General features: G+C 46.7%; 26 protein-coding genes. 14 read left to right on the top strand and 12 right to left on the bottom strand.

Translation table 11 applies throughout. From position 1 onward, the window contains the following. The first annotated feature begins 114 nt into the window (after positions 1–114). From GGU45_RS15110 to GGU45_RS15130, 5 genes are all read left to right on the top strand, one after another. The gene (locus GGU45_RS15110) at positions 115–486 is read left to right on the top strand and encodes a hypothetical protein (protein WP_435226080.1); all 372 of its coding nucleotides are present in this window, start codon (positions 115–117) and stop codon (positions 484–486) included. 198 nt (positions 487–684) lie between these two features. After that, entirely contained in the window at positions 685–1,770 is a 1,086-nt protein-coding gene (locus GGU45_RS15115) for an efflux RND transporter periplasmic adaptor subunit (RefSeq protein ID WP_435226082.1), read from the top strand. A 26-nt stretch (positions 1,771–1,796) separates the two neighbouring features. Further along, positions 1,797–4,964, top strand: coding sequence for an efflux RND transporter permease subunit (locus tag GGU45_RS15120; protein ID WP_435226084.1), 3,168 nt, complete (start codon positions 1,797–1,799; stop codon positions 4,962–4,964). After that, on the top strand, positions 4,951–6,387 hold the full coding sequence (locus GGU45_RS15125) for a TolC family protein (RefSeq protein ID WP_435226086.1): 1,437 nt from the start codon (positions 4,951–4,953) through the stop codon (positions 6,385–6,387). Before GGU45_RS15120 ends, GGU45_RS15125 begins: the two co-directional genes overlap by 14 nt. Positions 6,388–6,446: 59 nt before the next feature. After that, positions 6,447–7,145 (top strand): outer membrane beta-barrel protein, encoded by a 699-nt coding sequence (locus tag GGU45_RS15130; RefSeq protein ID WP_435226088.1) that lies wholly within the window; start codon positions 6,447–6,449, stop codon positions 7,143–7,145. Here GGU45_RS15130 and GGU45_RS15135 read toward each other — a convergent pair. Then, positions 7,142–7,747 carry a DNA-3-methyladenine glycosylase family protein gene (locus GGU45_RS15135; RefSeq protein WP_435226090.1) on the bottom strand — a complete coding sequence of 202 codons (606 nt, stop codon included), beginning with the start codon at positions 7,745–7,747 and terminating at the stop codon, positions 7,142–7,144. The genes GGU45_RS15130 and GGU45_RS15135 overlap by 4 nt on opposite strands. 514 nt (positions 7,748–8,261) lie before the next feature. Between GGU45_RS15135 and GGU45_RS15140 the strand changes: the two genes are divergently transcribed. From GGU45_RS15140 to GGU45_RS15155, 4 genes are all read left to right on the top strand, one after another. Beyond that, positions 8,262–8,651 carry a hypothetical protein gene (locus GGU45_RS15140; protein WP_435226092.1) on the top strand — a complete coding sequence of 130 codons (390 nt, stop codon included), beginning with the start codon at positions 8,262–8,264 and terminating at the stop codon, positions 8,649–8,651. 317 nt (positions 8,652–8,968) lie between these two features. Continuing rightward, positions 8,969–9,790 carry an MbnP family protein gene (locus tag GGU45_RS15145; protein ID WP_435226094.1) on the top strand — a complete coding sequence of 274 codons (822 nt, stop codon included), beginning with the start codon at positions 8,969–8,971 and terminating at the stop codon, positions 9,788–9,790. 4 nt (positions 9,791–9,794) lie between these two features. Continuing rightward, positions 9,795–10,844: a cytochrome-c peroxidase gene (locus GGU45_RS15150; RefSeq protein ID WP_435226096.1), complete on the top strand. Its 1,050-nt coding sequence runs from the start codon at positions 9,795–9,797 to the stop codon at positions 10,842–10,844. A gap of 40 nt (positions 10,845–10,884) precedes the next feature. Beyond that, on the top strand, positions 10,885–11,817 hold the full coding sequence (locus GGU45_RS15155; protein ID WP_435226098.1) for a transporter: 933 nt from the start codon (positions 10,885–10,887) through the stop codon (positions 11,815–11,817). 95 nt (positions 11,818–11,912) lie between these two features. Here the strand turns inward: GGU45_RS15155 and GGU45_RS15160 are convergent, their stop codons facing one another. Continuing rightward, positions 11,913–13,070, bottom strand: a complete 1,158-nt coding sequence (locus tag GGU45_RS15160) for a homogentisate 1,2-dioxygenase (RefSeq protein ID WP_435226100.1) — start codon at positions 13,068–13,070, stop codon at positions 11,913–11,915. Positions 13,071–13,091: 21 nt separating this feature from the next. Here GGU45_RS15160 and GGU45_RS15165 point away from each other — a divergent pair, with 21 nt between their 5' ends. The 3 genes from GGU45_RS15165 (at position 13,092) to GGU45_RS15175 (ending at position 15,971) form a co-directional block, all read left to right on the top strand. Beyond that, entirely contained in the window at positions 13,092–13,343 is a 252-nt protein-coding gene (locus GGU45_RS15165) for a hypothetical protein (protein ID WP_435226102.1), read from the top strand. A gap of 176 nt (positions 13,344–13,519) precedes the next feature. Continuing rightward, positions 13,520–14,659, top strand: a complete 1,140-nt coding sequence (gene hppD, locus GGU45_RS15170; protein WP_435226104.1) for a 4-hydroxyphenylpyruvate dioxygenase — start codon at positions 13,520–13,522, stop codon at positions 14,657–14,659. A gap of 79 nt (positions 14,660–14,738) precedes the next feature. Continuing rightward, complete coding sequence (locus tag GGU45_RS15175; RefSeq protein ID WP_435226106.1) at positions 14,739–15,971, top strand: pyridoxal phosphate-dependent aminotransferase; 1,233 nt, start codon at positions 14,739–14,741, stop codon at positions 15,969–15,971. A gap of 61 nt (positions 15,972–16,032) precedes the next feature. Here the strand turns inward: GGU45_RS15175 and GGU45_RS15180 are convergent, their stop codons facing one another. The 10 genes from GGU45_RS15180 to GGU45_RS15225 all read right to left on the bottom strand — a co-directional run bounded on the left by GGU45_RS15180 (position 16,033) and on the right by GGU45_RS15225 (position 23,983). Beyond that, entirely contained in the window at positions 16,033–16,236 is a 204-nt protein-coding gene (locus GGU45_RS15180; protein ID WP_435226108.1) for a hypothetical protein, read from the bottom strand. Positions 16,237–16,384: 148 nt separating this feature from the next. Next, complete coding sequence (locus GGU45_RS15185) at positions 16,385–16,852, bottom strand: RrF2 family transcriptional regulator (RefSeq protein ID WP_435226109.1); 468 nt, start codon at positions 16,850–16,852, stop codon at positions 16,385–16,387. 44 nt (positions 16,853–16,896) lie between these two features. Further along, on the bottom strand, positions 16,897–17,208 hold the full coding sequence (locus GGU45_RS15190; RefSeq protein ID WP_435226111.1) for an SUF system Fe-S cluster assembly protein: 312 nt from the start codon (positions 17,206–17,208) through the stop codon (positions 16,897–16,899). A gap of 52 nt (positions 17,209–17,260) precedes the next feature. Further along, on the bottom strand, positions 17,261–17,701 hold the full coding sequence (locus tag GGU45_RS15195) for a SufE family protein (protein WP_435226113.1): 441 nt from the start codon (positions 17,699–17,701) through the stop codon (positions 17,261–17,263). Positions 17,702–17,776: 75 nt separating this feature from the next. After that, positions 17,777–19,033 (bottom strand): aminotransferase class V-fold PLP-dependent enzyme, encoded by a 1,257-nt coding sequence (locus GGU45_RS15200; RefSeq protein ID WP_435226115.1) that lies wholly within the window; start codon positions 19,031–19,033, stop codon positions 17,777–17,779. A 65-nt stretch (positions 19,034–19,098) separates the two neighbouring features. Continuing rightward, positions 19,099–20,403, bottom strand: coding sequence for a Fe-S cluster assembly protein SufD (gene sufD, locus GGU45_RS15205; RefSeq protein WP_435226117.1), 1,305 nt, complete (start codon positions 20,401–20,403; stop codon positions 19,099–19,101). Positions 20,404–20,520: 117 nt separating this feature from the next. Beyond that, positions 20,521–21,264, bottom strand: coding sequence for a Fe-S cluster assembly ATPase SufC (gene sufC, locus GGU45_RS15210; RefSeq protein ID WP_435226119.1), 744 nt, complete (start codon positions 21,262–21,264; stop codon positions 20,521–20,523). 83 nt (positions 21,265–21,347) lie between these two features. Next, positions 21,348–21,743, bottom strand: a complete 396-nt coding sequence (locus tag GGU45_RS15215) for a four helix bundle protein (protein WP_435226121.1) — start codon at positions 21,741–21,743, stop codon at positions 21,348–21,350. Positions 21,744–21,850: 107 nt separating this feature from the next. Beyond that, a complete protein-coding gene (gene sufB / locus GGU45_RS15220) occupies positions 21,851–23,332 on the bottom strand; it encodes a Fe-S cluster assembly protein SufB (RefSeq protein ID WP_435226123.1) in 1,482 nt (493 codons plus the stop codon). A 147-nt stretch (positions 23,333–23,479) separates the two neighbouring features. Beyond that, complete coding sequence (locus GGU45_RS15225; protein ID WP_435226125.1) at positions 23,480–23,983, bottom strand: hypothetical protein; 504 nt, start codon at positions 23,981–23,983, stop codon at positions 23,480–23,482. A 181-nt stretch (positions 23,984–24,164) separates the two neighbouring features. Between GGU45_RS15225 and GGU45_RS15230 the strand changes: the two genes are divergently transcribed. Together GGU45_RS15230 and GGU45_RS15235 are read left to right on the top strand one after the other, a co-directional pair. Continuing rightward, complete coding sequence (locus tag GGU45_RS15230) at positions 24,165–24,731, top strand: NfeD family protein (protein WP_435226127.1); 567 nt, start codon at positions 24,165–24,167, stop codon at positions 24,729–24,731. A 16-nt stretch (positions 24,732–24,747) separates the two neighbouring features. Then, positions 24,748–26,265, top strand: a complete 1,518-nt coding sequence (locus tag GGU45_RS15235) for a flotillin family protein (protein ID WP_435226129.1) — start codon at positions 24,748–24,750, stop codon at positions 26,263–26,265. The last annotated feature ends 13 nt before the right edge of the window (positions 26,266–26,278 follow it).

Below are 26,278 nucleotides of genomic sequence, written 5' to 3' on the forward strand. Positions count from 1 at the left end.
CGGATCCATGGCGTTCTTTGCGTTTAAGTCAGAACACCCTATTGCTGTTATAAAATATTTAAAATGAAAAGTATTTTTCAGGAAAACAACCGGAAGAATTAATTTTACGCCCTTATGAAGGGGGATCGCGTATGGATATGGATTTACATCCTGTTTTTTGCCGGGGGATTTTTACTATTGAATCCAACGCAAAAAGCGGCAGCACCCGCTGCTTCCTCTTTGATACAAAAAACAACCAGCTACACCGCAACAGCGGACCTGCCTGTTTTCCCGGGGGATCTTTATTGGGACCGTTTGGATGATACGGAAGAAGACTTTGCGCCGGCCATATATGAAAACTCCTTTGCTCTTTTTCCTCACTGGGTGTTTAATGATGTCGTTAACCGGCATAACGGACACCTGGATACAGCATTACCTTATTACCCGCCTTATCTTAACGGTACATCCCGGGAAAAATATATTTTTTTCCGCTCCATACGCATATAAACAACCGGTGCGTTGAAACCCGTTAATAAAAAACGGCTTCCGTATTTTACAACAACATAAATCAAAATTACCAGCCCAGCTGCCCCAGAGCTTCCGGGAAGGATTTCATTTATGGATGCGGGCTTAATACTGCCGCTCCTGTAATGATTTACCCAATGCAGCAGCCCCGGCTGCTACTTTAAAATTTCCATTTCAACAATGAACAAAATCACATTGCTGATCAGCTTTTGCATGATCGCATACGGGGTTACCGGCTGTAAGCCAGACAGGAAAGAAAAAGCGGTGATCGAATCTTTTTCCGTAACCAGCCCGTTAAAAACAGATACCACCTATATAAAAGAATACGTGTCGCAACTGCAATCCCTTCGCAATGTAGAAATACGTGCACAGGAAAAAGGATATCTTGAGAAGAGCTATGTAGATGAAGGCCAGTATGTAAAAGCAGGCCAGCTATTGTTTCGCATCATGCCTAGGATATACGAGGCCGAGTATCAGAAAACAAAAGCAGAAGCACATTCTGCCGAACTGGAAATGCAAAACACAAAGCTGCTGGCCGATAAAGAGATTGTTTCTCAAAATGAACTGGCACTATCCAAAGCCAAGTACGATGTGGCAAAGGCAGAGATGACGCTGGCCGGCACACACCTCTCATTTACAGATATTCGCGCTCCTTTTAGCGGCGTCATCGACCGCATCCGCTTCAAACAGGGAAGCCTGATCGATGAGGGTACACTCCTTACTACTTTATCCGACAACAGCGATATTTATGCTTATTTCAATGTATCCGAAAGTGAATACCTGAATTTTAAGACCGACACCAGCGGCAGCACAAAGATCCCGCTCGCCCTCACGCTGGCCAATGCCGACCGTTATAAATATCCCGGCAGGATAGAAACCATTGAGGGTGAGTTTGACAATACAACAGGCAATATTGCTTTCAGGGCAAAATTTCCTAACCCGGACGGGCTTCTAAAGCATGGCGAAACCGGAAAAGTACTCATGCAGATACCGCTAAAGAATGCGCTGGTGATTCCTCAGAAAGCTACCTATGAACTTCAGGACAAGATTTATGTGTATGTAGTGGATAAAGACCATAAAGCCCGGTCCAGGAATATTACGGTAAAATACGAGCTGCCCAATCTTTATGTGATCGACAGCGGTCTTTCAGAAAATGATCACATCCTCCTGGAAGGATTACAGACCATTAAAGAAGATCAAAAGATAAAACCGGTATATACTGATCCCCGCGAAGTGGGCCGTAAACTGCAATTACTGAACCCATAAAATGATCGTATCCCAAAACAGTTTTTATGTTTCATAAATTTATTAACAGGCCCATCCTGTCGATTGTAATATCCCTTATTATTCTTTTCCTGGGAGTACTGGCGCTTACCCAATTGCCGGTAACCCAGTTTCCATCGGTATCTCCGCCCAAGGTAAATGTAACGGCCGATTACCCGGGCGCCAATAGTGAATTGATGATCAAAGCCGTGGTTATTCCCCTGGAACAAGCCATTAATGGCATCCCGGGTATGAAATACATGGCTTCTGATGCCGGCAATGATGGTGAAGCCAGTATCCAGGTGGTTTTTGACCTGGGCACCGATCCTAACCTGGCTTCTGTAAATGTACAGAACAGGGTAGCCGCGGTGGTTAACAAGCTACCGCCGCTTGTGGTGCGCGAGGGTGTAAAAATCACCCGGGAAGAGTCGAACATGCTCATGTATGTAAATCTTTACAGTGATGACCCCAAAACGGATGGCAGCTTTATTTACAACTTTGCTGATCTGAACGTGCTGGCAGAATTGAAGCGTGTGAACGGAGTAGGATTTGCAGATATCCTTGGCGACAAGGAGTATTCTATGCGCGTATGGCTGAAGCCGGACCGGATGCTGGCTTATAAGATCACCGCCAATGAAGTGATGGAGGCGCTGAGCGATCAAAGCCTGGAAGCCTCCCCGGGGCGCCTGGGCGAAAGCTCCGGTAAAAAATCACAGGCTTTCGAATATGTATTAAAATATACCGGCCGGTACAATAAAAAGGAGGATTATGAAAACATTGTGCTCAAAGCTGGGCCCGATGGACAACTCCTCCACCTGAAAGACATTGCAGATGTGGAGCTGGGAAGCGCTTTTTATGATATCTATTCAAAACTGAATGGACGAACTTCGGCGGCTATCGTGATCAAACAATCCTACGGCAGCAATGCCAGCGAGGTGATCAGAAATATAAAAGAAAAGCTCAAAGAGATTGAAGCGTCTTCTTTCCCCAAAGGCATGCATTATGAACTGAGTTATGATGTGTCGCGGTTTTTGGATGCTTCTATGGAAAAAGTGGTGCATACACTGGTAGAAGCGTTTATCCTGGTGGGTTTTGTGGTGTTCCTGTTCCTGGGTGATGCACGGTCTACACTGATCCCCATTCTTGCAGTGCCCATTTCGCTGATCGGCACCTTCTTTTTTATGCAGTTCCTGGGCATTACCTTAAACCTGATTACATTATTTGCCCTGGTGCTGGCCATCGGTATCGTAGTAGATGACGCCATTGTGGTGGTGGAGGCTGTGCATGCAAAAATGGAAAACGGGTTGAGGCCCAAAGCGGCAACCATCGCCGCTATGAAGGAGATAGGCGGGGCCATTATTGCCATCACACTCATTATGGCCGCGGTGTTTATTCCCATCGCCTTTATGTCGGGCCCCGTAGGTGTATTTTACCGCCAGTTTTCTGTTACGATGGCAACGGCCATTATTCTTTCTGGCATAGTAGCGCTTACGTTTACACCGGCTATGTGCGCTATGATCTTAAAAAATACACATGGTAAAAAGAAGCAAACTGTTGTAAACCGTGCCATCAGCGGGTTTAATGCCGGGTTTAATAATTTACAGGGCTGGTATAAAAAACTGGTGATGATGATCGTAAACCGGAGGGTATTTACCTTCCTGGTGCTGGCGGTCTTTATTGCCGGTACCTGGGGGCTCAGCACATCGGTACCTTCGGGCTTTATTCCCGGTGAGGACCAGGGCATGTTTTATGCCATTATTGTTACCCCTCCGGGTGCAACGCTGGAACGTACGGATGCCGTGGCGGCCCAGCTGCAGCAGATCGCTTCGGGTATGGAGGATATCCAGTCCGTATCTTCCACGGCTGGCTACGAGGTTTTGTCGGAGGGCACGGGTTCCAACTCCGGAACTGTTTTGGTGAATCTGAAAGACTGGAGTGAGCGCAAACATTCCATGCAGGAGATCATGGATGAGCTGGAGGAAAAAGCAAAGGGCATCAAGGGCGCCACTTTAGAATTCTTTCCGCCACCCGCGGTACCGGGTTATGGAGCTGCCGGTGGATTTGAGTTACGGCTTTTGGATAAGGCCGGCACCGGCGATTACAAGCTGATGGAAACCGTGAGTCGTAACTTTGTAAAAGAGCTGAACAAACGGCCTGAGCTGCGTTCCGTATTTAGCTTCTATAGCGCCAGCTTTCCGCAATACCAGCTGGCAGTGGATAACGACAAAGCAAAACAAAAAGGCGTTTCTGTAGAAAACGCACTGGACAATCTTTCCACACTGGTGGGCAGCAATTATGAAACCGGATTTATTAAATTTGACCGGCCATATAAAGTAATGGTGCAGGCCCTGCCGCAATACCGCCAGCTGCCGGACGATGTTTTCGGCTACTATGTAAAAAATGATCATGATGACATGGTGCCGTATTCCGCCTTTATGACCATGAAGAAGACTTATGGCCTGTCCGAGATCACGCGGCACAATATGTACAACGCATCAGAAATAAGCGGGGAATCGGCGCCGGGTATCAGTAGCGGCACCGCAATTGACGTCATCAACCAGGTAGCCAAAGAAAAATTACCAAAAGGCTTTGGCATCGATTGGGCGGGCATCTCCAAAGACCAGACCCGCCGGGGCAACCAGGCCATTTACATCTTCCTGATCTCGCTGGTATTTGTATACCTGGTTTTATCCGCTCAATACGAAAGTTTTGTATTGCCGCTACCCATTCTGCTTTCATTACCCATCGGCATCTTTGGCGCCTTTTGTTTTTTAAAAATCTTTGGACTGGAAAACAATATTTATGCGCAGATCGCAATGGTCATGCTCATCGGCATCCTGGGCAAGAATGCGGTCCTGATTGTGGAATATGCTGTACAACGGCACCGCGATGGACATTCACCGGCACAAGCCGCTATAGAAGGCGCTGCGGCACGTTTGCGGCCCATCCTGATGACTTCCTTTGCTTTTATTGCCGGCGTTATTCCGCTGATGGTAGCCACCGGTCCCGGGGCAATCGCCAACCATACCATCGGGTCTGCGGCCGTAGGAGGAATGCTTTTTGGCACGGTCTTCGGCGTGCTCATCATTCCCGGGCTGTATTACATTTTTGCCCGGATATCGGAACGGCATATCCTCGTGGAAGATGAAGAAGAAAATCCATTAACAGAAGAAATTGATCAGGATGAACAACATTAAGATATACCTGGCGGGTATTACCGCCCTTATTTTTAGCGTTATTGAAGGCTGTAAAGTGCCGGCTATCGTAAACCATGAGGTAAACACGCGGCCGCCTGCCGCTTTTGAAGCTGCGATGGCGGATACACAGAGCAGTGCTGTTATAAAATGGCAGGATTTTTTTGAAGATCCTTTCCTGTTGAAGCTGGTGGATACAGCACTCCGCAATAACCGGGAGCTGCTGAGCACCCTTCAGGAGATCGAGATCGCCCGGAATGATATCCGGGTAAAAAAAGGAGCGCTGTTGCCCGGCGTGATGGCAAAGGTTGGGAGCGGGATCGAAAAAGTAGGAAGGTATACCAGCCAGGGCGCGGGCGATGCTTCTACGGATATAGCTCCGGGAAAAGAAGTGCCGGATATTTTGGCCGATCATGAACTGGGGCTTTATGCCAGCTGGGAGGCTGATATCTGGAAAAAGCTGCGCAATGACAAACAGGCTGCTGTAGACCGGTACCTGGCTACAGTGGAGGGAAAGAATTTTGTGGTAACCAATCTTATAGCGGAGATCGCAGATACCTATTATGAACTGCTGGGGCTGGACAACCAGCTGGCCATTGTAAAGGAAAGTATCCGGCTGCAAAAAAACGGATTGGAGATTGTAAAAGTGCAAAAGGAAGCGGCAAGGGCAACGGAGCTTGCGGTTAAAAAGTTTGAAGCGGAAGTGCTCAATTCCCAGGCCCGGGAGTATGAGATTTTCCAGCAAATAAAGGAAGGGGAAAACAAAATCAACTTCCTGCTGGGGCGCAATCCCCAACCAATAGAACGATCCTCGGGGGAATTTCTGACGGCATTGCCGCGACAGGTAAGTTCCGGTATCCCATCGCAATTGCTGGCCAACCGCCCGGATATCCGACAGGCAGAGCTGGTACTGGCTGCGGCAAAGCTGGATGTAAAAGTAGCCCGGGCTGCTTTTTACCCAACCCTGGATATTTCTGCTTCACTGGGACTACAGGCTTTTAAACCTTCATACCTTGCCAAATTGCCGGAGTCCGTTTTGTTTTCCCTGGCCGGCGAGCTGGCAGGGCCTCTGATCAATAAGAATGCGATCAAAGCGGAATTTGCCAGCGCAGATGCCCGCCAGCAACAGGCCCTTTATGAATACGAGAAAACCATTTTAAATGCGGTAAGAGAAGTATCCAATGAATTATCCAATATCAGTAACCTGGAGCAAAAATACCAGCTCAAAAACAATGAGGTAAATGCATTGGCCCGGTCCATTACGGTATCCAATGAGCTGTATAAGGCAGCCAGGGCCGATTACCTGGAGGTATTGATGACCCAGCGGGATGCACTGGAATCGCAACTGGAACTGGTAGAAACCCGCGAGCAACAATTCAGCGCAGTTACTCATATTTACCGGGCCCTGGGCGGGGGGTGGAAGTAGAAAAAAGCAAACTGTTGCGTAGTTGACGTTTATTACGTATACATAATAAACTCCGGTGTATGCAAACAAAAAAAATCAAAACGGTAAAACTGCTTCTTTGTCTCATTTTATTGCCGGGTATGGCGGCACATTCTCAGACAAGGCTGGGAATCCGGGCCGAATTGAATGCTGCCTATGTGCATGTAGCAAATGAGGCATCGTCCGGGAGGGGAAGCATTTGTAGGCCGGGGATCGGGTTGGTTGCCGATATTCCGCTTGCTTCAAAGATTTACTTACAACCCGTGCTGGCCTACTCCGGTAAAGGATTCAGCCAGGATGATAGTTGGTTTGCTCACATGGGCAATCATTTAAAAGTGTCCGCCTCCTATATTGAAATGCCCGTTTCTTTGGTTTATAAGCAAGAGTTGGGTGCCGGAAAGCTGCTGGTAGGTGCGGGACCCTATATTGCTTATGGAACGGGAGGGAGATGGAAAACGAAATATGATATAACAAGCGATGATATTGTGCTGAGTGAAAACCATGGAAGCGTTATCTTTAAAAAAGACATTACGGACGGAGGCTTTAATAATTATTTGTATGGCCAGCCCTGGGACTACGGAGCATCTTTTTTGCTGGGATATGAATTTTTAAAGCGCTTTACGCTTCAGGCAGGTTTCCGGCTGGGTGCTGCTGATCTTAAACGGATGTACTTCGGCAAAGAGCGTGATGGAACACTGCAAAACCGGGGGGTGGGCATTGGTGCCGGCATTTACTTTTAATCTGGTGTTGCATCCAGGTACCGCCAAAGGTGCAAACAGGCATAAGTGCGGTAAGGCTTCCAGTTTTCTGTAATGGAAAGGATGCGGGCCTCAAATTCTTTTTTATTGGTTTTGGTAATCTGGTAAAGCTCACTAACGGCTTTTTGCAGTCCCAGGTCGCCCAGCGAAAATATATCTTCACGCCCCAGTGTGAACATCAGCAGCATTTCCGCAGTCCATTGCCCAACTCCTTTTATTTGGGTGATGAGGCTAATGAATGCCGCATCGGTCAAACGATGGATCCGCGCATCCGTTAGTTTGTGCTCCAGGAAAAAAGTGCATACATTTTTGATATAAATGGCTTTTGCATTGGAGAGGCCAATAGCACGCAGGGTGTCATGAGGTAGCTCAAGGATTCGCTGCGCCGTTGGTTTTTTACCATCAAACAGATCCATAAACCGGTTGCGTAAAACCGCTGCAACTTTGGTGCTCAGTTGCTGCCCCATAATGGAACCACATAAACGGAGCAATACGTTTTGCTGCAATTGCAGGGTGTACAGGCCCTGTTCTTTGATCAGTTTCTTCAGGACCTTGTCTTTTGACAGATGTTTATGATAAGCCATGGTATAAAATTAGTCAAATGTGAGAATTTGAGAATGTGAAAATGTGAAAAGGTTGCATTCCAAATTGTCGTACTCCTGTAAACGTAATGTCACCCTGAAGATGTCATCCCGGGCTTGACCTGGGATCTATTCTTGTTTAGGGCCTATTGAACGTATGCATAGATGCTGAAATAAATTCAGCATGACAGCGACAATTTAGAATGCACCCGATAGTTGAGACACACTTTTGGAGCATTTTGAAAATTTGAAGATGTGGAAATCCCGCAGAGCGGGACAGGTTGTGAGAATGAGGTTCCATTATGTGTTCCTGTTTCTCCTTCTCAGCACCTGGTATTATTGTTGCCGGTCATTGTGCGCAAAGGGTGGTGCTCTTTCTGATTAAATGGAAACCTATTTGTGATGTCGGATCATTTAAAACGGCCGGCCCCGCAAACTGATCGTCATCATCTATTTTAATGACGATTTTTCTTTTCTCTTTAAGGAGGAATCAATAGCTTCGCGAAAAATTTCTTCCTTGTTTAAAAAGATCATGGCCTTGTTTTTCCTGGTGGCGTTTGCAATGCAAACGTTCAGTCAAACCATCATGATGATCGATTACAGGGTAAACCGGCAGGCCTACGCAAAGAATTGTGTTAATAAATTCCGGCCTAAAATGCATTGTAACGGGCATTGCCAGTTGATGAAGAAACTACAGGAGGAGGAAAAGAAGAACCAGCAGAACCCGGAGCGGAAACCGGAGTTTAAAAACGACATCACGCTGTCTTCCAAATCTTTTTTCCCCGAACTTACTTTTATTATACTAACGCTACAACCTGGGTACCATAGCAACGCTATTGGTGTGGAGATCAAAATGCCACGGTCGGTCTTTCATCCTCCTGCTGCTTTCCTTAATAGTATTGCCTGATACGGAAAGTGATTACCGCCTCTTCTATGATAACTGTCGCATATCCTTATGCGCGATAGCAGGATGTGCCGGTGTTTGTGACGCAGGTGTTTCAAGGCAATTTTCTTGATAAAATCCCGTTCTGTTTATTCCGCTTAAAGATGTCGCTGCAATGCATTAAGGTGCGTTGCAGGGCTATCCCCGGCGATTATTTAACCCCTGCCGGAGATGCATTTTCAATGCATGGAGCGCCTGTTAATGCTGCGGCAATATCAGCATAACAAGCACTGAATGGCTTTGCAGATGCGGTCTTCAGGCATACCATTATCTTTTTCAAAATGAAATTTTTATACGCTTTTTTTAATGCAATCCTGTTTATAGTAATCCTGTTGCTGGCTTCCTGCTCCAAAGATCCCGTAGAGCCCGGTTACAATCAAAATGAGCTGGCACCGTTGTCTATAGAGTTTGATAATATCGTAGGCGGACAAAAACTGGTGCTGAATACCGGCACCTATACCAATGCCCTGGGCCAGTCCTACAACATACAGTTACTGGAGTATTTTATCAGCAATATCCAGGTAAAGAAGGCAGATGGAACCGTCTATACGGTAAACCCCGATAGCAGCTATTTTCTCATCCGCCAGGATGCTCCCGAAACAAAGTATGCCCGCGTAAAAGTGCCGGAAGGCAACTACACCTCGCTCACCTTCACCCTGGGTGTTGACAGTCTGCGAAGCACCATGGATATTAGCAAACGCACAGGCGTACTGGACCCCGGTGCCGGCAGTCATGATGGAATGTATTGGGGATGGAACAGCGGGTATATCTTCTTTAAAATGGAAGGGATCGCGGCCGATGCACCTTCAGACCCTACCGGTCAGCATAAATTCCGCTATCATATCGGGGGCTTTGGGGGATACAGCGCACCAACGATCAATAACATCAAAGTTATTACGATCGACCTCACGGCCAGGGGCATTGTCCAGGTACGTAAAGACCGCTCGGCCAATATTCATCTGATGGCCGACCTATCAAAAGTATTGAGTGGAACAACAAATGTGAGCTTTGCAGCCAACCCCCAGGTTATGTTCAGCGATTACAGCGTCAACATCGCCAACAATTACGCAAAGATGTTTGTACACGATCACACCGAAAATTAAGCGCATGAACCGGAAACATATTGCAGTGATCGTAACATTGATGGCGCTCGTATTTGCCTGTTCACGCGGGCTTCCGGATGAAGGCAGGGGAAAGGAGCTGTTTGCGGGGTTTCAGCAGCCCGCCAATTTTCCTGCTCCGGTATACCATTTTGAAACCAACCCGGTAACAAAGGATGGTTTTGAGCTGGGCAGGAAACTGTTTTATGAGCCGCGTCTTTCGCGTAATAACACCATCAGTTGCGGAAGCTGCCACATCCAATCATCCGCCTTCACCCAGCACGGGCACGATGTAAGTCATGGCATTGATGACCGGCTGGGAAAACGGAATGCCCCCCCCATCATGAACCTGGCATGGGCTCCGCTATTAATGTGGGACGGGGGGATCTTTGATCTGGACCTGCAGCCGATAGCACCCATAACCACCCATGAGGAAATGGATGAAACGATAGCCAATGTAGTGGTAAAACTACAGGCGGTTCCTGAATACCGGGGGCTCTTTAAAAAAGCGTTTGGAACCGAACAGGTCAGTACCGGTAATTTAATGAAGGCGCTTTCCCAGTTTATGCTGCTTTGTATCAGCAGCCGTTCAAAATACGACAGTGTTATGCGGCATGAAGGATCCGCCGTCTTTACGGGAGAGGAAGCTGCCGGGCGCACGCTGGTGATTCAGAAATGCGGCGGCTGTCACAAAGAGCCTCTTTTTACAGATGGAAGCTTCCGCAACAATGGCATCGGTGCCGGTGCCAACGATGATCAGGGAAGGTTTGCAGTAACCCTGCGTCCGGAGGATCAGTATAAATTTAAAGTGCCGGGACTGCGGAACCTGTCCTATACCGCACCCTATATGCATGATGGCCGCTTTTATACATTAGATGCCGTGCTGGATCATTATACAACCGGGATGAAACCGGGGCCCGGATTGGATCCGCTGCTTTCGGAAAACGGGCAGCCGGGGATTCCCCTCAAACCGGCACAACGGAAACAGATCCTTGCGTTCCTGGCCACATTGAACGACCGGGCATTTATTACAGACCGCTCCCTGGCAGAACGGTAACAGGAGCGGTCGTTTTCCTTTAACAGCAAAAACAGCAACAATGCAAAAATTATGTATAAAAGTCGTATTGTCTTTTTTAATTTCAGGATTGATCCCGCGGTCTTCAATGGCCTGCGATATCTGTGGTTGTGGTGTGGGCAATGACTATATCGGTATCCTGCCGGATTTTCACAAACATATATTCGGCATCCGCTACCGGCATAATGCACTTTGGAGCCACCTGGGCGTGGGCGGACAAAAAACTTACCTGACCAGTTCGGAGTACTATAATACCGCCGAAGCCTGGGGTGGCTGGAATATTACCCAAAAGTTTCGTGTAATGGCTGCCGTACCCTACAGTATGAACCGGCGCAGCAATGAGGACGGAACCCGCACCAAAAGCGGTATGGGGGACGTGAGCCTTTCTGCATTTTATCAGGTGATCAATAAACGGCAGCCGGCGGGCAATAAACTACTGGTACAAAGCCTCTGGCTGGGCGGTGGTGTAAAGCTGGCTACAGGAGCCTATAATCCGTCGGACAGAAATACAGCGGGCGAAAGCGCCAACCTTTTTCAGCTGGGCTCCGGGAGCACCGATTTTTCATTAAACGGCATGTATGACCTGCGGGTACAGGACGCCGGCATCAACCTTGGCGCTTATTACAAAATAAATACCGCCAACCGGTATCAATACCGCTATGGGGATAAGCTGAACCTGAACGCACAGGCTTATTATAAATTCCGGATCGCCGGTCAGCTGATGCTGGCCCCCAATGCCGGTGTGCAGTACGAATATGCAAAGACGGATATTGATAATGATGTACTGGTAACCGTATCTGGCGGAAACCTGCTGATGGGAACAGCGGGAGTTGAAACAGCTTATAAGAAAATAGCGATCGGCGCTAACTTTCAAACGCCGTTCTCTCAAAACCTGGCTAATGGTATTGTAAGGGCCAACGACCGGGTAATGCTGCACCTGTCGGTGGCGCTTTAGGAGCGCGGGTAAAATACCCACGGCTCATAATATAATCCGTTGCCTTGATTCGTGTCCTCACGAATCAAAATGTATCCCCATTGATCTGTTGATCATCATTCTGCCCAGCTCATAATATATTCCCGATTTTCCATTTCCAGCGCCTGTTGGGTAATCATCAGCGGATGAAAGGTATCTACCATTACTGCCAATTCCTTTGTTTCCCGGGCGCCGATGCTTTTTTCCACGGCGCCGGGATGCGGCCCATGGGGTATGCCAGCCGGGTGCAGGGTGATCATCCCCCGGGTAACATTTTTACGGCTCATAAAATCCCCGTCTACATAATAGATCACTTCGTCACTATCGATATTGCTATGGTTATAGGGTGCGGGAATCGCCTGCGGGTGATAATCGAACAACCGGGGTACAAAAGAACAAACCACAAAGGCATTGGTCTCAAAGGTCTGATGTACGGGTGGTGGCTGATGCACCCTCCCGGTGATGGGCTCAAAATCGTGGATCGAAAAGATAAAGGGATAACAGCAGCCGTCCCAGCCGATCACATCAAAAGGATGTGTGCCATAGTGAAGGCCGTAAAGCATTCCTTTCTTTTTGGCCCGGATCAGGTAATCGCCTTTTTCATCGATCGTTTCCAGCCTGCCGGGGGGGCGTATATCCCGGTCGCAGTACGGCGCATGTTCCATCAGCTGGCCATACTGGCTCAGGTAGCGCCCGGGGAACCGGAGGGGGGTAAAAGACTCAACGATGAACAACCGGTTATGCGCATCATTAAAGTGGATCTGGTAAATGGTACCCCGGGGCAGCACAATATAATCGCCATAACCAAAAGCAAGCTCGCCGTATTGTGTTTTTACCACCCCCGAACCTTCGTGTACAAAAAGCAGCTCATCGCCATCCGTATTCTTATAAAAATAACCGGTCATGCTTTGCTGCGGTGCGGCCAGCACAAGATGACAGTCGTTATTAACCAGCACCGGGATACGGCTTTCGAGGAAATCGGCAGCCGGCCTTATCTGAAAACCCTCAAAACACCGGTGTTGCAGCATTTTTTCTTCGGCTATAAGCGGACTCACATCCCGCTGCGGCTCTGTTTTAATGATCTGGGTAGGAGGATGGCAGTGATACAACAGCGCGTAGTCATTACTAAAACCTTCGGTAGAAAAAAGCTGTTCGCTATAAAGCCCTCCATTGGGTTTACGAAACTGGGTGTGACGCTTATGGGGAATGGTTCCCAATGTATGATAGTGTGGCATTGAAATTTAAAGTTTAGAACAATGAATATTGAAGGAGAAATGGCAAAATACCAGCTGCAGAATATAGGGCATCAGTCTTGCGTCGCAATCACTTTATCAATAGTGCAGGGCTGGTCGTTGCCGGTGGTATATCATGATCCGTTACGCTCGCATGGCAAGCGCAACCAGCAGGAAATAAAATTTCCATCGACGTTTATCGATCGGGTATATGAAATTCCTGAAATAAGGCATGTGAAAATTTCTGATGCAAAGTTACCGCATTCAATAAAATAACGTACATTTGTTATTATTAAAAAGTGCGACCAGATTATCCATATAAAATTTTTTCAGACAAACGCATCAACTATGTGTTGCTGATTGAAGCGCTGGCCACTGACCGAAGCTAACAAGGTTTCCTGATCCATTCTGTTTCCCGGTTACGGGATCATTTTTACGTTAAAATTATTATTATGTCTGATACAAATATTATTGCATCAGCGGCCGCTACGGTAGCCGCGGTTACCGATTTTTTGCCATTGGAAGGCACGGATTATGTTGAATTTTATGTAGGGAATGCCAAACAGGCGGCCCATTTTTATAAAACGGCATTCGGGTTCCAATCCCTGGCTTATGCCGGACCAGAAACGGGTGTAAAGGAAAAAGCCAGCTATGTGCTGCGGCAAAACGAACTCACTTTTGTATTTACCACGCCCATAAAAAATTGTCCGGAAATTGAAGCCCATCTTGCCCTGCATGGAGATGGTGTACGGATGCTGGCCCTCCGGGTACAGGATGCTGCCGATGCCTGGGAGCAAACTACCAGGCGCGGTGGCAAAAGCTATATGAAGCCGTTGAAAATGGAAGATGCGCAGGGTGCAGTGATCATGAGCGGCATCCACACTTATGGCGATACCATTCATCTCTTTATTGAACGGAAAAATTACAGCGGCGTCTTTTTACCGGGATATCAGAAATGGGAAAGTGCCTATAATCCTCTGCCTGCGGGCTTGTTATATGTAGATCATTGCGTAGGCAACGTAGGCTGGAACCAGATGAACAAATGGGTGCGGTTTTATGAAGGGGTAATGGGCTTCCGGAATATTTTATCCTTTGATGATACCGATATCTCTACTGAATATTCGGCACTCATGAGTAAGGTAATGAGCAATGGAAATGGCTTTGTAAAATTCCCAATCAATGAACCGGCGGAAGGAAAAAAGAAATCGCAGGTGGAAGAATACCTGGAGTTTTATAAAGGCGAAGGCGTACAGCATGTGGCGCTGGCCACCCACAATATCATTGAGACGGTGAGCATCCTCCGAAGCCGGGGTGTGGAGTTTTTAAAGATACCAGCCAGCTATTATGATTCCGTTCTGGAGCGGGTAGGCGCAATTGATGAAGACCTGCTGCCGTTGAAAGAGCTGGGGATCCTCATCGATCGTGATGAAGAGGGATATTTACTACAGATATTTTCAAAGCCCGTGGAGGACCGCCCTACATTGTTCTTTGAGATCATCCAACGCAAAGGCGCCAAAAGTTTTGGAAAAGGAAATTTTAAAGCCTTGTTTGAAGCGTTGGAACGCGAGCAGGAGGCAAGGGGCAATTTGTAGTCAATTGTGAACGGTCAATAGTCATAGGATCCGTCTTGTTTTACATTTTATATTCATCATTTAATATATTACATTTCTAATGAAGCTCTCTCAATTAGCGGAATCCATACCGGGGTCGGCCATACTGGCTTTCGGAAATGCTGTTAAAGAACGCATCCGGCAGGGCCAAAAGATCTATAACCTTACCATTGGTGATTTTGATCCATCGGTATTTCCAATCCCTGAGTTACTGGAAGAAGCCATTATCGATGCTTACCGGAACAGGCAAACGAATTACCCGCTGGCCGAGGGAAATATCGATTTGAGGGAAGCGCTTTCGTCATTTATAAAGGAGGGGCAGGGGCTGTATTACCCGCCGGCCGATATACTGGTGGCAGCCGGGGGGCGGCCGCTGATTTATGCCGCCTACCAGGTGATAGTAGATCCCGGCGATAAAGTGATTTACCCCGTGCCCTCCTGGAATAACAATTACTATGTGCAGCTTACAAAGGGAAATCATTGCCGGATCGAAACCCGGCCGGAGGATCATTTTATGCCGGTAGCGGAAGCCATAGCTCCGCATATAAAGGATGCGGTATTATTAGCCCTTTGCTCTCCACAGAATCCAACGGGCACCTGCTACACCGCCGGCCAGCTACAAGAAGTCTGCCGGCTGGTGGTGGACGAAAATGAGCGGCGTGCGCCCATGCAAAAAAAATTATACATCCTGTATGACCAGATCTATCACCTGCTCACTCATGAGGGTTCGGTACACGCGGATCCGGTTTCGGTTTGCCCGGAAGTACGGCCCTATTGTATTTATGCAGATGCGGTGAGCAAGGCTTTTGCTGCTACCGGGGTACGTGTGGGATGGGGATATGGGCCTGCACCTGTTATAGCAAAAATGAAAGCTGTTTTAAGCCATGTAGGAGCCTGGGCGCCGATGGCGGAACAAAAAGCCGTGACCCGTTTTCTGCAAAACCCCGAAGCGGTAAAAACATTTCTTATTGGGTTTAAAAGCGAAATTTATCAGCGCCTGCAACAGGTTTACAATGCCATCCGTGATTTTAAGCAGGAGGGATTTCCGGTAGATGCCATTCCGCCGCAGGCATCTATTTACTTAAGCATAAAAATTGATATCCCGGGCGATGTTGCGGCGTTATTACTCGATGAAGCGGGTATTGCAATCCTCCCATTTTCGGTATTTGGCGCGGCGCAATGCGAAAAATGGTACCGGTTGAGTGTAGGCACCTGCCGGAAGGAGTTGATTGGGCTCATGCTCCGGGCGCTTAAAAACGTATTACAAAGCCACCGCAAACCGGAACATGCATAAAAAAACCGCCCCGATTGAATCGGGGCGGCGGTTAATAACCTTTTGCTAAAGTATAACTAAATTATTTTTTAGTTGTATCTGCAGCAGGAGCTTTAGCAGCTGTATCTTGACCGGCAGGAGCTACTGTAGTATCAGGAGCAGGAGTCGGAGCAGGAGCTACATTCAGAGAAGTATCAGCACCTGGAGTTTCTTCAGTTTTTGTTTCAGAACTGTTACAAGCTGCGAAAGAAACTGCGATCAGAGCAATTGCAAATAATTTTTTCATTGTTTGTTTTTTTAATTTAAAATTATAATTTGATATTAATACCGGTTTTGAAAAAAGGTAACCGGTTTTAATAAAAAAATATTTTTAAAATAAAATACTGTTTTTCATTTGTTTATAAGTTATTTTAAAATAAATATATAAAACAGGGTTACAAAACCGGGTTCTGACGCACCAGTCCATTGAATTTTACAGAGGATTCTTCCTCTTTCCCGATCAAATCACTTAGGGTGATCTGCACCAGTAATTTGTCGATGGTCAGTTGCAGTATTTGCCATAAGGAGCGGGCAGAACAATCGACCGAATTGGTACAAAACCGCATATTGCCCTTATGTGCACCGCAAAAACTGGTATCAAATAATACGCCTCCCAGCGCCTCCAGTACATCTTTTATAACGATTTCGCCCGCGGGGCGGGCAAGAATATAGCCCCCCTTATTACCCGGAGTGCTGCGTATAAAATTGGCCATACGCAGGGTGCGGGCCAATTTTGCCGCGTAATGCGTGGTGAGCCCCTCGGCTTCACTGAGCTGGGGAATGCTCAATCCTTCTTCATCTTTGCAGGACGCCAGCCGGATGAGGATCCTTAAGCCATATTCTTCCTGTGCGGTAATTTTCATCGTGATAATTTTTCGTGGATTCCCTGTTTCTTTCTTGTGTTGTTTTATAAGAAGCCTAATTCCAATTGGGCAATTTCGCTCATCATACTTTTATTCCATGCCGGATCCCAGGTGATGGTTACCTCTACATCGCTTACCCCCTCTATGGCCCTTACCTTTTGATCTACCTCTACCGGGAGCGACTGCGCCGCGGGGCAGGAGGGGGCCGTAAGTGTCATGAGTATTTTTATATAATTATGATCCAGAACCTCTATCTTGTAAATAAGGCCCAGTTCATAAATATTTACCGGTAATTCCGGATCAAATATGGTTTGCAACTCCTTGATGACCTTTTCTTCCATTGTATCCTGTTCCATATTTTTTTAGTTTGATGTTTATTGTTTAAGGTTTGACGTTTGACGTTGAACCTTAAACTTTAAACCTTGAACTTTTAAATGCCAGTGCGTAATGCTTCATTTGTTTTACCATGGCCCGCAACCCGTTAGAGCGGGTCTGCGCCAGGTGACTCGTCATGCCGATCTTATTGATAAAATCCATATCGGTACTTAAGATTTCATCGGGCGTATGGTTGGAAAGTACCCGGATGAGCATACTGATCAATCCTTTTACGATAATGGCATCGCTTTCTGCTTTATAAAGTACCTTACCATCCTGATAGTCGGCTACCAGCCATACGGTAGACTGACAGCCCTTTACCTTATTCTCTTCTTTTTTAAATACATCTTCCAGCGGGGGCAATTTCTTGCCCAGGTCGATGATGTATTCATATTTATCATCCCAGGAGTCGAAGAGAGAGAAATCCTCTACAATCTCCTGTTCTATTTCGGGTATGCTTTTACTGTTTGCCATCTTTAAATTTATTTACAGGCCGGGTTTATAAGCCATTTACCCTTCATCATACTTTAATACGGTTACCGTGGCATTTTATCTCAATACCTTAATAGCTTTTTTTAAGCCCTCCGCCAGTTTATCAACTTCCTCCAGTGTATTATAAACTGCAAAAGATGCCCGAATGGTTCCGGGTATGCAAAAGCGGTTCATCAGCGGTTCGGCACAATGATGGCCGGTGCGTACTGCAATTCCTTTATTATCCAACAAAATACCTATATCCTGCGGATGTACGCCATCGATCACAAAGGAAAGTACGCTGGCCTTCTCATCTGCTTCTCCAATGATTTTTAAGCCATCAATTTCTTTTACCCTTTCTGTAGCATAGGAGAGGAGCGCATCTTCATGCCTGCGGATGCTTTCCTTCCCCAGTGTATTTATATATTCAATGGCTGGTTTAAACGCCACAAAATCGGCAATATTGGGCGTGCCGGCTTCAAATTTATAGGGAAGTTCATTATAGGTCGTTTTTTCAAACCTAACCTCTTTAATCATTTCCCCTCCGCCATTGAATACGGGCATGGCTTCAAGAATATGCTTTTTACCATATAAAGCACCGGAACCCGTGGGGCCGAACATCTTGTGAGCAGATAACGCAAAAAAATCACAATCCAGTGCCTGCACATCAATATCGAGGTGCATGGAGGATTGGGCGCCGTCTACCAGCACCAGGGCGCCGTTGCGGTGTGCTGCGTCAATGATCGTTTTAATGGGGTTGATAGTGCCCAGGGCATTGGATATATGCACGATGGCAACAAGCTTTGTTTTTTCTGAAATCAGGGCTTCAAAAGCTTCCATATCCAACTCGCCCTTATCCGTAACTGGTATTACTTTAAGCAGGGCTTTCTTTTCTTCACACACAATCTGCCAGGGAACAATATTGGAATGATGCTCCATACCGGATATGATGATTTCATCACCTTCCTGCAGGTTTTGCCGGCCCCAGGTATAGGCTACCAGGTTAATGCCTTCCGTGGTCCCTTTGGTATAGATGATCTCTTCCCGGTGTGCGGCATTGATAAAGCCACGGATAGCATCGCGGGTGGCTTCAAAATCCGCAGTGGCTTCTTCCGCAAGGGTATGAATGCCGCGGTGTACATTGGCGTTTAAGTGTGTATAATAATGTACCAGTGCATCAATAACGGCGGCCGGCTTTTGGGAAGTGGCCGCGTTATCGAAATAGACCAGCGGATGTCCTTTAACCATCCGGTTGAGGATGGGGAAATCATTCCTTATTTTTTCGATATCCAACACCTTATTTTTTCCGGCTGCTATCATAGTTTCATTACTCATCACCTGTATTTTTAGTGTAATTGGATCTTTAATAACTCTTATTCCGCAATCTGTTTGCAACTGTCTTAGTCCAGTTGCAGATTGGAGGTTACCAGTGCATTTACATAGGCCCGTACATCTTCTGAGCCGATCTTTTCCAGCACATCCAGTGCAAACCCGTGCAGGAGCAAAGCGCGTGCAGTGGCATCAGAAATACCACGGGTTTTCAGATAAAACAGGGCCTCATCATCCAGCCGGCCCACCGTACAACCATGCGAACATTTTACATCATCCGCAAAGATCTCCAGCTGTGGTTTGGTATTTACCGTGGCATCGCCGGAGAGTAAAATGTTTTTATTGGTTTGGTAGGCATTTGTTTTCTGGGCTATCTGGCGCACAAATATCTTTCCGTTAAACACGCCGGTGGAGTGGCCATTCATAATGCCTTTGTACAGTTCATTGCTAAGGCAGTTGGGTTGGCGGTTATCCACCACGGTATGATTGTCTACATGGGTATACCCGTTTTGCAGGTACAACCCGGAGAGGTTGGCTTCGCAGTAGGGGGCCGACATGACCATGTTGAGGTTATTGCGTACCAGTCCTCCGCTTAAAGAGATGGTTACCACATTGGCAACGCTTTTGCCTACCTGGTGCACATGCGTGGTGCTTACAATAGTAGAATTGGGCGCATCATTCTGGATCTTGCATAAATTCAGCACCGCGTTTTCTTCTACCGCAATTTCAAAAACCTGGTTGGTAAAACTTTCATCCAAGCCGATGGTTGCAAAAGTTTCCAGGATCTCTACCTGTGCGTTTTCCGCCAGGTGCACCAGCGCCCTTGGCTGCGCAAAAATATTGCCTGCACGGGCATCGGTCACATTATAAATATAAACGGGATGGTTAACCGTTTTGCCTTTTTGTATATGAATAAAAACGCCCTCCTGTATAAATGCCGTGTTCAATGCATTTACTCCATCATTGTGGTAATCCGCGCTATGCCCCAGATGTTTTTCCACCACGGGTGCATACTGGTTATGGGCGGCCGCTTCCAGTGATATTACTTCCAGTTCCTCCGAACGGAGGACCGAGTGTTCGGCATGATAATGTCCATTTATAAAAACGATGCTGTTGGCGTTCTCATGCCCCGGTAATAAAAAAGGCTGCAGTTCCTGAGCACGAAACTGCTGTTCCTTCAGGTCTGTTGTAAAATGATAATCCTTGTTAAAGAAATCATTGATCCTCGTGTATTTCCACTCTTCGTGTTTTACCGTAGGAATACCCGTTTGTTCAAATGCGCTAAAAGCATCATCGCGCAGGGACTTCAGGCGGGAATCCAGCTGTTGTTCCTGCAGCTTTTCAAAACGATCTTTAAAATATGTTATTGTATCCATTGTTTAATTTAAGAAAATGTGTAAGTATGATAATGTGAAAATTAGTATCCCGGTTTTGAAATGTGTTTACGGTGTTACAAGCCTACGGCATTTCCCCATTCTCATATTTTCATATTCTCACATTGTTTTAATAAAATCATATCCTCTTTCTTCCAGTTCGTAAGCCAGCTCTTTGGTACCGGATTTTACGATGCGGCCATTATACAATACATGCACAAAGTCGGGGATGATATAATCCAGCAGACGCTGATAGTGGGTAATAACAAGGATGCCGTTTTCTGCGGTGCGCAGTTTGTTAACGCCGTTGGCCACGATGCGGATGGCATCAATATCCAGACCGGAATCGGTTTCATCCAGGATGGCCAGTTTGGGTTCCAGCATAGCCATCTGAAAGATTTCATTGCGCTTTTTTTCACCGCCGGAAAACCCTTCGTTCAGTGAGCGGCTCAGCATGGACTGGTCAATTTCCACCAGCGCCATTTTCTCTTTCATTTTCTTTAAAAATGAAACAGCGTCCAGCTCTTCCTGTCCCCGGTATTTGCGGATCTCGTTCACCGCTGTTTTCATAAAGTTGGTGGTGCTTAGCCCGGGTATTTCAACCGGATACTGAAAACTCAGGAAAATACCTTCCCCGGCTCTTTCTTCAGGAGCCAGCTCCAGCAGGTCCTTTCCTTCAAAGGTTACAGAGCCACCGGTAACTTCATAATCCTGTTTGCCGGCTAATACAGAGGCCAGGGTGCTTTTCCCCGAACCGTTGGGCCCCATTATGGCATGTACTTCCCCGGCCTTAATGTCCAGGTTAATTCCCTTTAAAATTTCCCGTTCTTCAATACCTGCACGGAGGTCTTTAATGCTTAACATTTCTTATTTGTGATTTTTCGTTTTTTATTTCAAGTTTCGAGCTACAAAGTTTAAGTTCCAGGTCTCAGGTCTGAAGTTTCAGGTTAAATCCCGGACTTGAATTTGTTGCCCTGGAAGTTGCTTTTATTCAAGTAGGTAATAAAATTCTTGATCTTACCACTTAATTGTTCCAGTTCATTTTTAATATTCAGGAATCGCAATTCATCAATATAACCACAATCAAGAATGCGGTGTAGTTGCGATCTTGTTTCTCCGGCAGAACCTTTCGCAATAGAAAGAAACTGCCGAAATTCTGTATTGCCATCTCTTTCAAACCCTTCAGCAATATTGTCCATAATTGAACCCGAAGATCCTTTGATTTGTCCCAACAATTTGAAATCGTTCCTTAGATTGGTTTCAATTGATATAATATGGATCTTTTTGCAAATTGCTCTTGCATCTTTCCAGATATCCAGGTCTTCAAAACGTTTTATGGTCATAGGTGTAGCATTTACTTTGGATGCGATTACTTCCGGCGCTGTATTATGCAACTTTCAGGAAGTCATGTTTCGGCAGAACTTGAAACATGAAACTTTAAACCTGGAACTTACCCCACAGATCCCTCTAAACTAATCGCCAGCAGCTTTTGCGCTTCTACTGCAAACTCCATGGGTAACTGGTTCATTACTTCTTTGGCGAACCCGTTGATGATAAGGGCTACCGCTTTTTCGGTATCAATCCCGCGCTGGTTGCAATAAAAGATCTGGTCTTCGCCGATCTTGGAGGTAGTGGCTTCATGCTCTACCACCCCCGTATTATTCCTTACTTCGATATAGGGAAACGTATGCGCTCCGCATTTATCTCCCAAGAGTAGTGAATCGCATTGCGAAAAGTTCCGGGCGTTGGCGGCGTTTTTACCCACGCGCACCAGCCCACGATAACTGTTCTGGCTTTGTCCGGCGGAGATGCCTTTGGACACAATGCGGCTGCGGGTGTTTTTGCCAATATGCAGCATCTTGGTGCCTGTATCGGCCTGCTGAAAATTATTGGTTACAGCTACGGAATAAAATTCACCGGTAGAGTAGTCGCCCTGTAGAATCACACTGGGGTATTTCCAGGTAATTGCCGAACCCGTTTCTACCTGCGTCCAGGAAATTTTTGAATGCGCACCTTTACAGATGCCGCGTTTGGTAACAAAATTATAAATACCGCCCCTGCCTTCTTTATCGCCGGGATACCAGTTCTGAACGGTAGAGTATTTTACTTCCGCATTGTCCATGGCAACAATTTCCACAATGGCTGCGTGCAGCTGGTTCTCGTCCCGCATGGGGGCGGTGCAGCCCTCAAGATAGCTTACATAAGACCCGGCTTCAGCTACAATGAGCGTACGCTCAAACTGACCGGTATTTTCTGCATTGATCCGGAAATAGGTCGAAAGCTCCATGGGGCAGCGTACACCTTTGGGAATATAGCAAAAAGAACCATCGCTGAATACAGCGGAGTTGAGTGCCGCGTAAAAATTATCGGTAACCGGCACCACCGATGCCAGGTACTTACGCACCAGCTCGGGGTGCTCCTGTATGGCTTCGCTGATGGAGCAGAAGATAATGCCCAGTTCTCCCAGCTGTTCTTTAAACGAGGTGCCAATTGATACGCTGTCAATCACAGCGTCTACCGCAACACCTGTAAGCCGTTTTTGCTCATCCAGCGAGATCCCCAGTTTTTCAAAAGTTTTAATAAGCTCCGGGTCTACCTCATCCAGGTTCCTGGGCTTTACCTTTTGTTTGGGTGCTGCATAATAAATAATATCCTGGAAGTCGATGGTGGGGTAGGTTAAATTAGCCCAATGAGGCGGTTTCATTTTTTGCCATTGCTCAAAGGCTTTTAAGCGCCACTCCAGCATCCACTCGGGTTCATTTTTCTTAGCGGAAATAAACCGAATGGTATGCTCATCCAGCCCCTTGGGCGCAGATTCCATCTCAATGTCTGTAACAAAACCATACTTATATTCGCTATTTACATGATTTTCAATAATATCTGATTCTTCGGATACACTGCTCTGCAATAATTGATCGGTTTCCATACTCATGCTGCAAAGGTAGGTTTTTATCTGTACAAAAAAGTATAAATGACGGTAAATATCTGTTTTGCAAGGACTGCAGTGGTCAAAATTGCTTAATAAAAGAGGCCACCCGGTATGGGCAGCCTCCTTCAGTATAGCTAAATAATGACGTTATTAAAAGGTATACCGTGCAGATATCCCCGCATTGGGATAAAAGCTGTTGTAGTAGTCATACGCTTCAACCACATTGATGGTTGGGCGTACATCGGCGGAAACAGCCAGGGGTATATTTTTAAATTTATAATCAGCCCCGGCCGTAGGATACACTCCAAGGTTAAATCCTTTACGATCATCATAGTTTGAAAAGGAGTTGGATGCTACCAGACCACCGCCGATAAACCATTTCAAACCTTCTACGGGCTTAATGTCGAAATGATACTGGTAGGTAGCTGCGGCTGATGCATTAAACCACTTGTAGCCTGCAACACCGTAGGGACGAAACCCAACGTTTATTTCCAGTGCAGAAGCATCATTAAAAAAGGTTTTGTAAGCCGCAGAAGCTACATCATAGTACCCGCTGCCCAATCGCAGGCCAATAGATTGTTTGTAGTTGCTTTGCGCAAATAAGGCTGTGGCCGCCAAAGCAAATGCCACACAAAAGGTCATTTTCAATTTCATAACGTTAAAAATTTTAGCAAAAGTAAGGGACTGTTCTGTAAGAAAAATACCCGCTTTCAGGTAGTTTTTAAAACAAAAACCTACATTATGGGAAAAGAAGCTACTTTCTGTTATATTTGTTAGAGATAGTTTACTGCTGGAGACAACATTTAAAAAACGCTGTATCTAATCTATTTAGAATATGAATGCATTTTTTGAGGGCATGCCCTCATTACTTCAGGGATTTTGGTGGGTGGCCATTATTGCCAGTATTATTTTTTTAATTCAAACGGTGCTGACCTTTGCCGGAGGACATGGTGCTGATGGAATCAATGCCGACTTTGATGGAGACCTTACCGGGGCTGATGCACCCTTCCAGATGTTTTCATTGCGCAATATGGTCAACTTTCTGATGGGATTTGGATGGACGGGGATTGCATTTTTCCATTCCATGGAAAATAAAGCGCTCCTGGTGGCGCTGGCGGTTGTGGTTGGAATCTTTTTTGTGCTGCTTTTTTTTGTAGTGATCCGGCAAATTATGAAGCTCACCGAAGACAATACTTTTAATGCTGAAAAGCTGGTTGGAAAATCGGGAGAAGTTTACTTAACCATCCCCGAAAAAAGAAGCGGCCTGGGAAAGATCCAGATCAGCTATAACAACACCAGTCATGAACTGGCTGCTGTTACAGAAGGAGAGCGCCTGCTTTCCGGAACCCCGGTAAAAGTGCTGGGCATCGAAGACCGGATATTAATTGTAACTAAAATCTGATAAAAACAAACCACTCATGAATTTTGACGGACCCTTTATCCTGATCATTGTTGGGGCATTGATCTTATTTGTGACCATTGTGTCGCTGATCTCCCGCTATAAGCGTTGCCCTTCGGACAAGATCCTTGTTATTTATGGTAAAACAGGAGGCAGCTCCGCCCGTTGTGTACACGGCGGCGGTGCGTTTATCTGGCCGGTAATTCAGGACTTTGCATACCTGGATCTGAAGCCCATTTCCATTGAAGCCAACCTTACTAATGCCCTTTCCCGCCAGAACATCCGGGTAGATGTGCCCTGCCGGTTTACCATTGCCATTTCCACCGAGCCTGAAAGCATGGGAAATGCGGCAGAACGCTTGCTGGGATTGAGCCCCGACCAGATACAGGAGCTTTCCAAAGATATTTTATTCGGGCAGCTACGCCTGGTGATTGCCACTATGACCATTGAAGAAATCAATTCCGACCGGGATAAATTCCTGGATAATATCTCTAAAAACGTGGATACCGAGTTAAAGAAGATTGGTCTGAAACTCATCAACGTAAACGTTACGGATATCCGGGACGAATCGGGCTATATTGAAGCATTGGGTAAGGAAGCTGCGGCCAAAGCCATCAACGAAGCCATTGTGAGCGTAGCCGAGCAAACAAAGATCGGGGAAACCGGGAAAGCTATTGCCGACCGGGAAAAAGATACACAAATTGCGGAAACCACCCGTGACAGGGATGTAAAGATCGCCATTACCCAAAAGGATAAGGAGATCAGCATTGCGGCTGCGGGCAAGGACGAATCGATCGGTAAAGCCGAGGCCGAACGGGATGCGCGGATTGCCACCTCTATGGCCAACTCATTAGCCGTTAAAGGGGAGAATGATGCCAAGATCACCATTGCCAACTCGGACGCCCTGCGGCGCGAAAAAGAGGCGGAGGCGCTTAAAATTGCGGTAACAGCGGAGAAAGTACAGTCGGCAAAAGCCCTGGAGGAATCCTATCTTGCCGAACAGAAGGCGGAACAGGCGCGTGCCGAAAGAGAGCGCTCTACCCAAAATGCAAACGTGGTGGTGCCGGCCCAGATCGCCAAGCAAAAAGTGATCATTGATGCAGAAGCCGAAGCCGAGCGGATCCGTTTGAGAGCGAAAGGGGAGGCGGATGCCATTTTTGCAAAAATGGAAGCGGAGGCAAAGGGGTTGTTTGAGATCCTTACCAAACAGGCCGATGGGTATGATAAAGTGGTGAAAGCCGCGGGTGGCGATTCTACCAATGCCTTCCAGTTACTGTTGCTGGAAAAACTGCCGGACCTGGTGCGCACACAGGTAGAAGCCGTTAAAAATATCAAGATTGACAAGGTTACCGTTTGGGATGGCGGAGCCGGCGAAAACGGTAATGGTTCTACTGCAAACTTTGTACAGGGATTGATGAAATCGGTACCCCCGCTCAACGACTTGTTTAATATGGCAGGCCTGAATCTTCCCAGCTACCTCAAGGGCGCCGATACGAAAAATAAGGAGGTTCCGGCTGAAGGTCAATCTGAGGCCTAGGCTGCGGGCTTCA

The sequence above is a fragment of the Niabella hirudinis genome (genome assembly GCF_051201075.1).
Taxonomy (GTDB): Bacteria; Bacteroidota; Bacteroidia; order Chitinophagales; family Chitinophagaceae; genus Niabella; species Niabella hirudinis.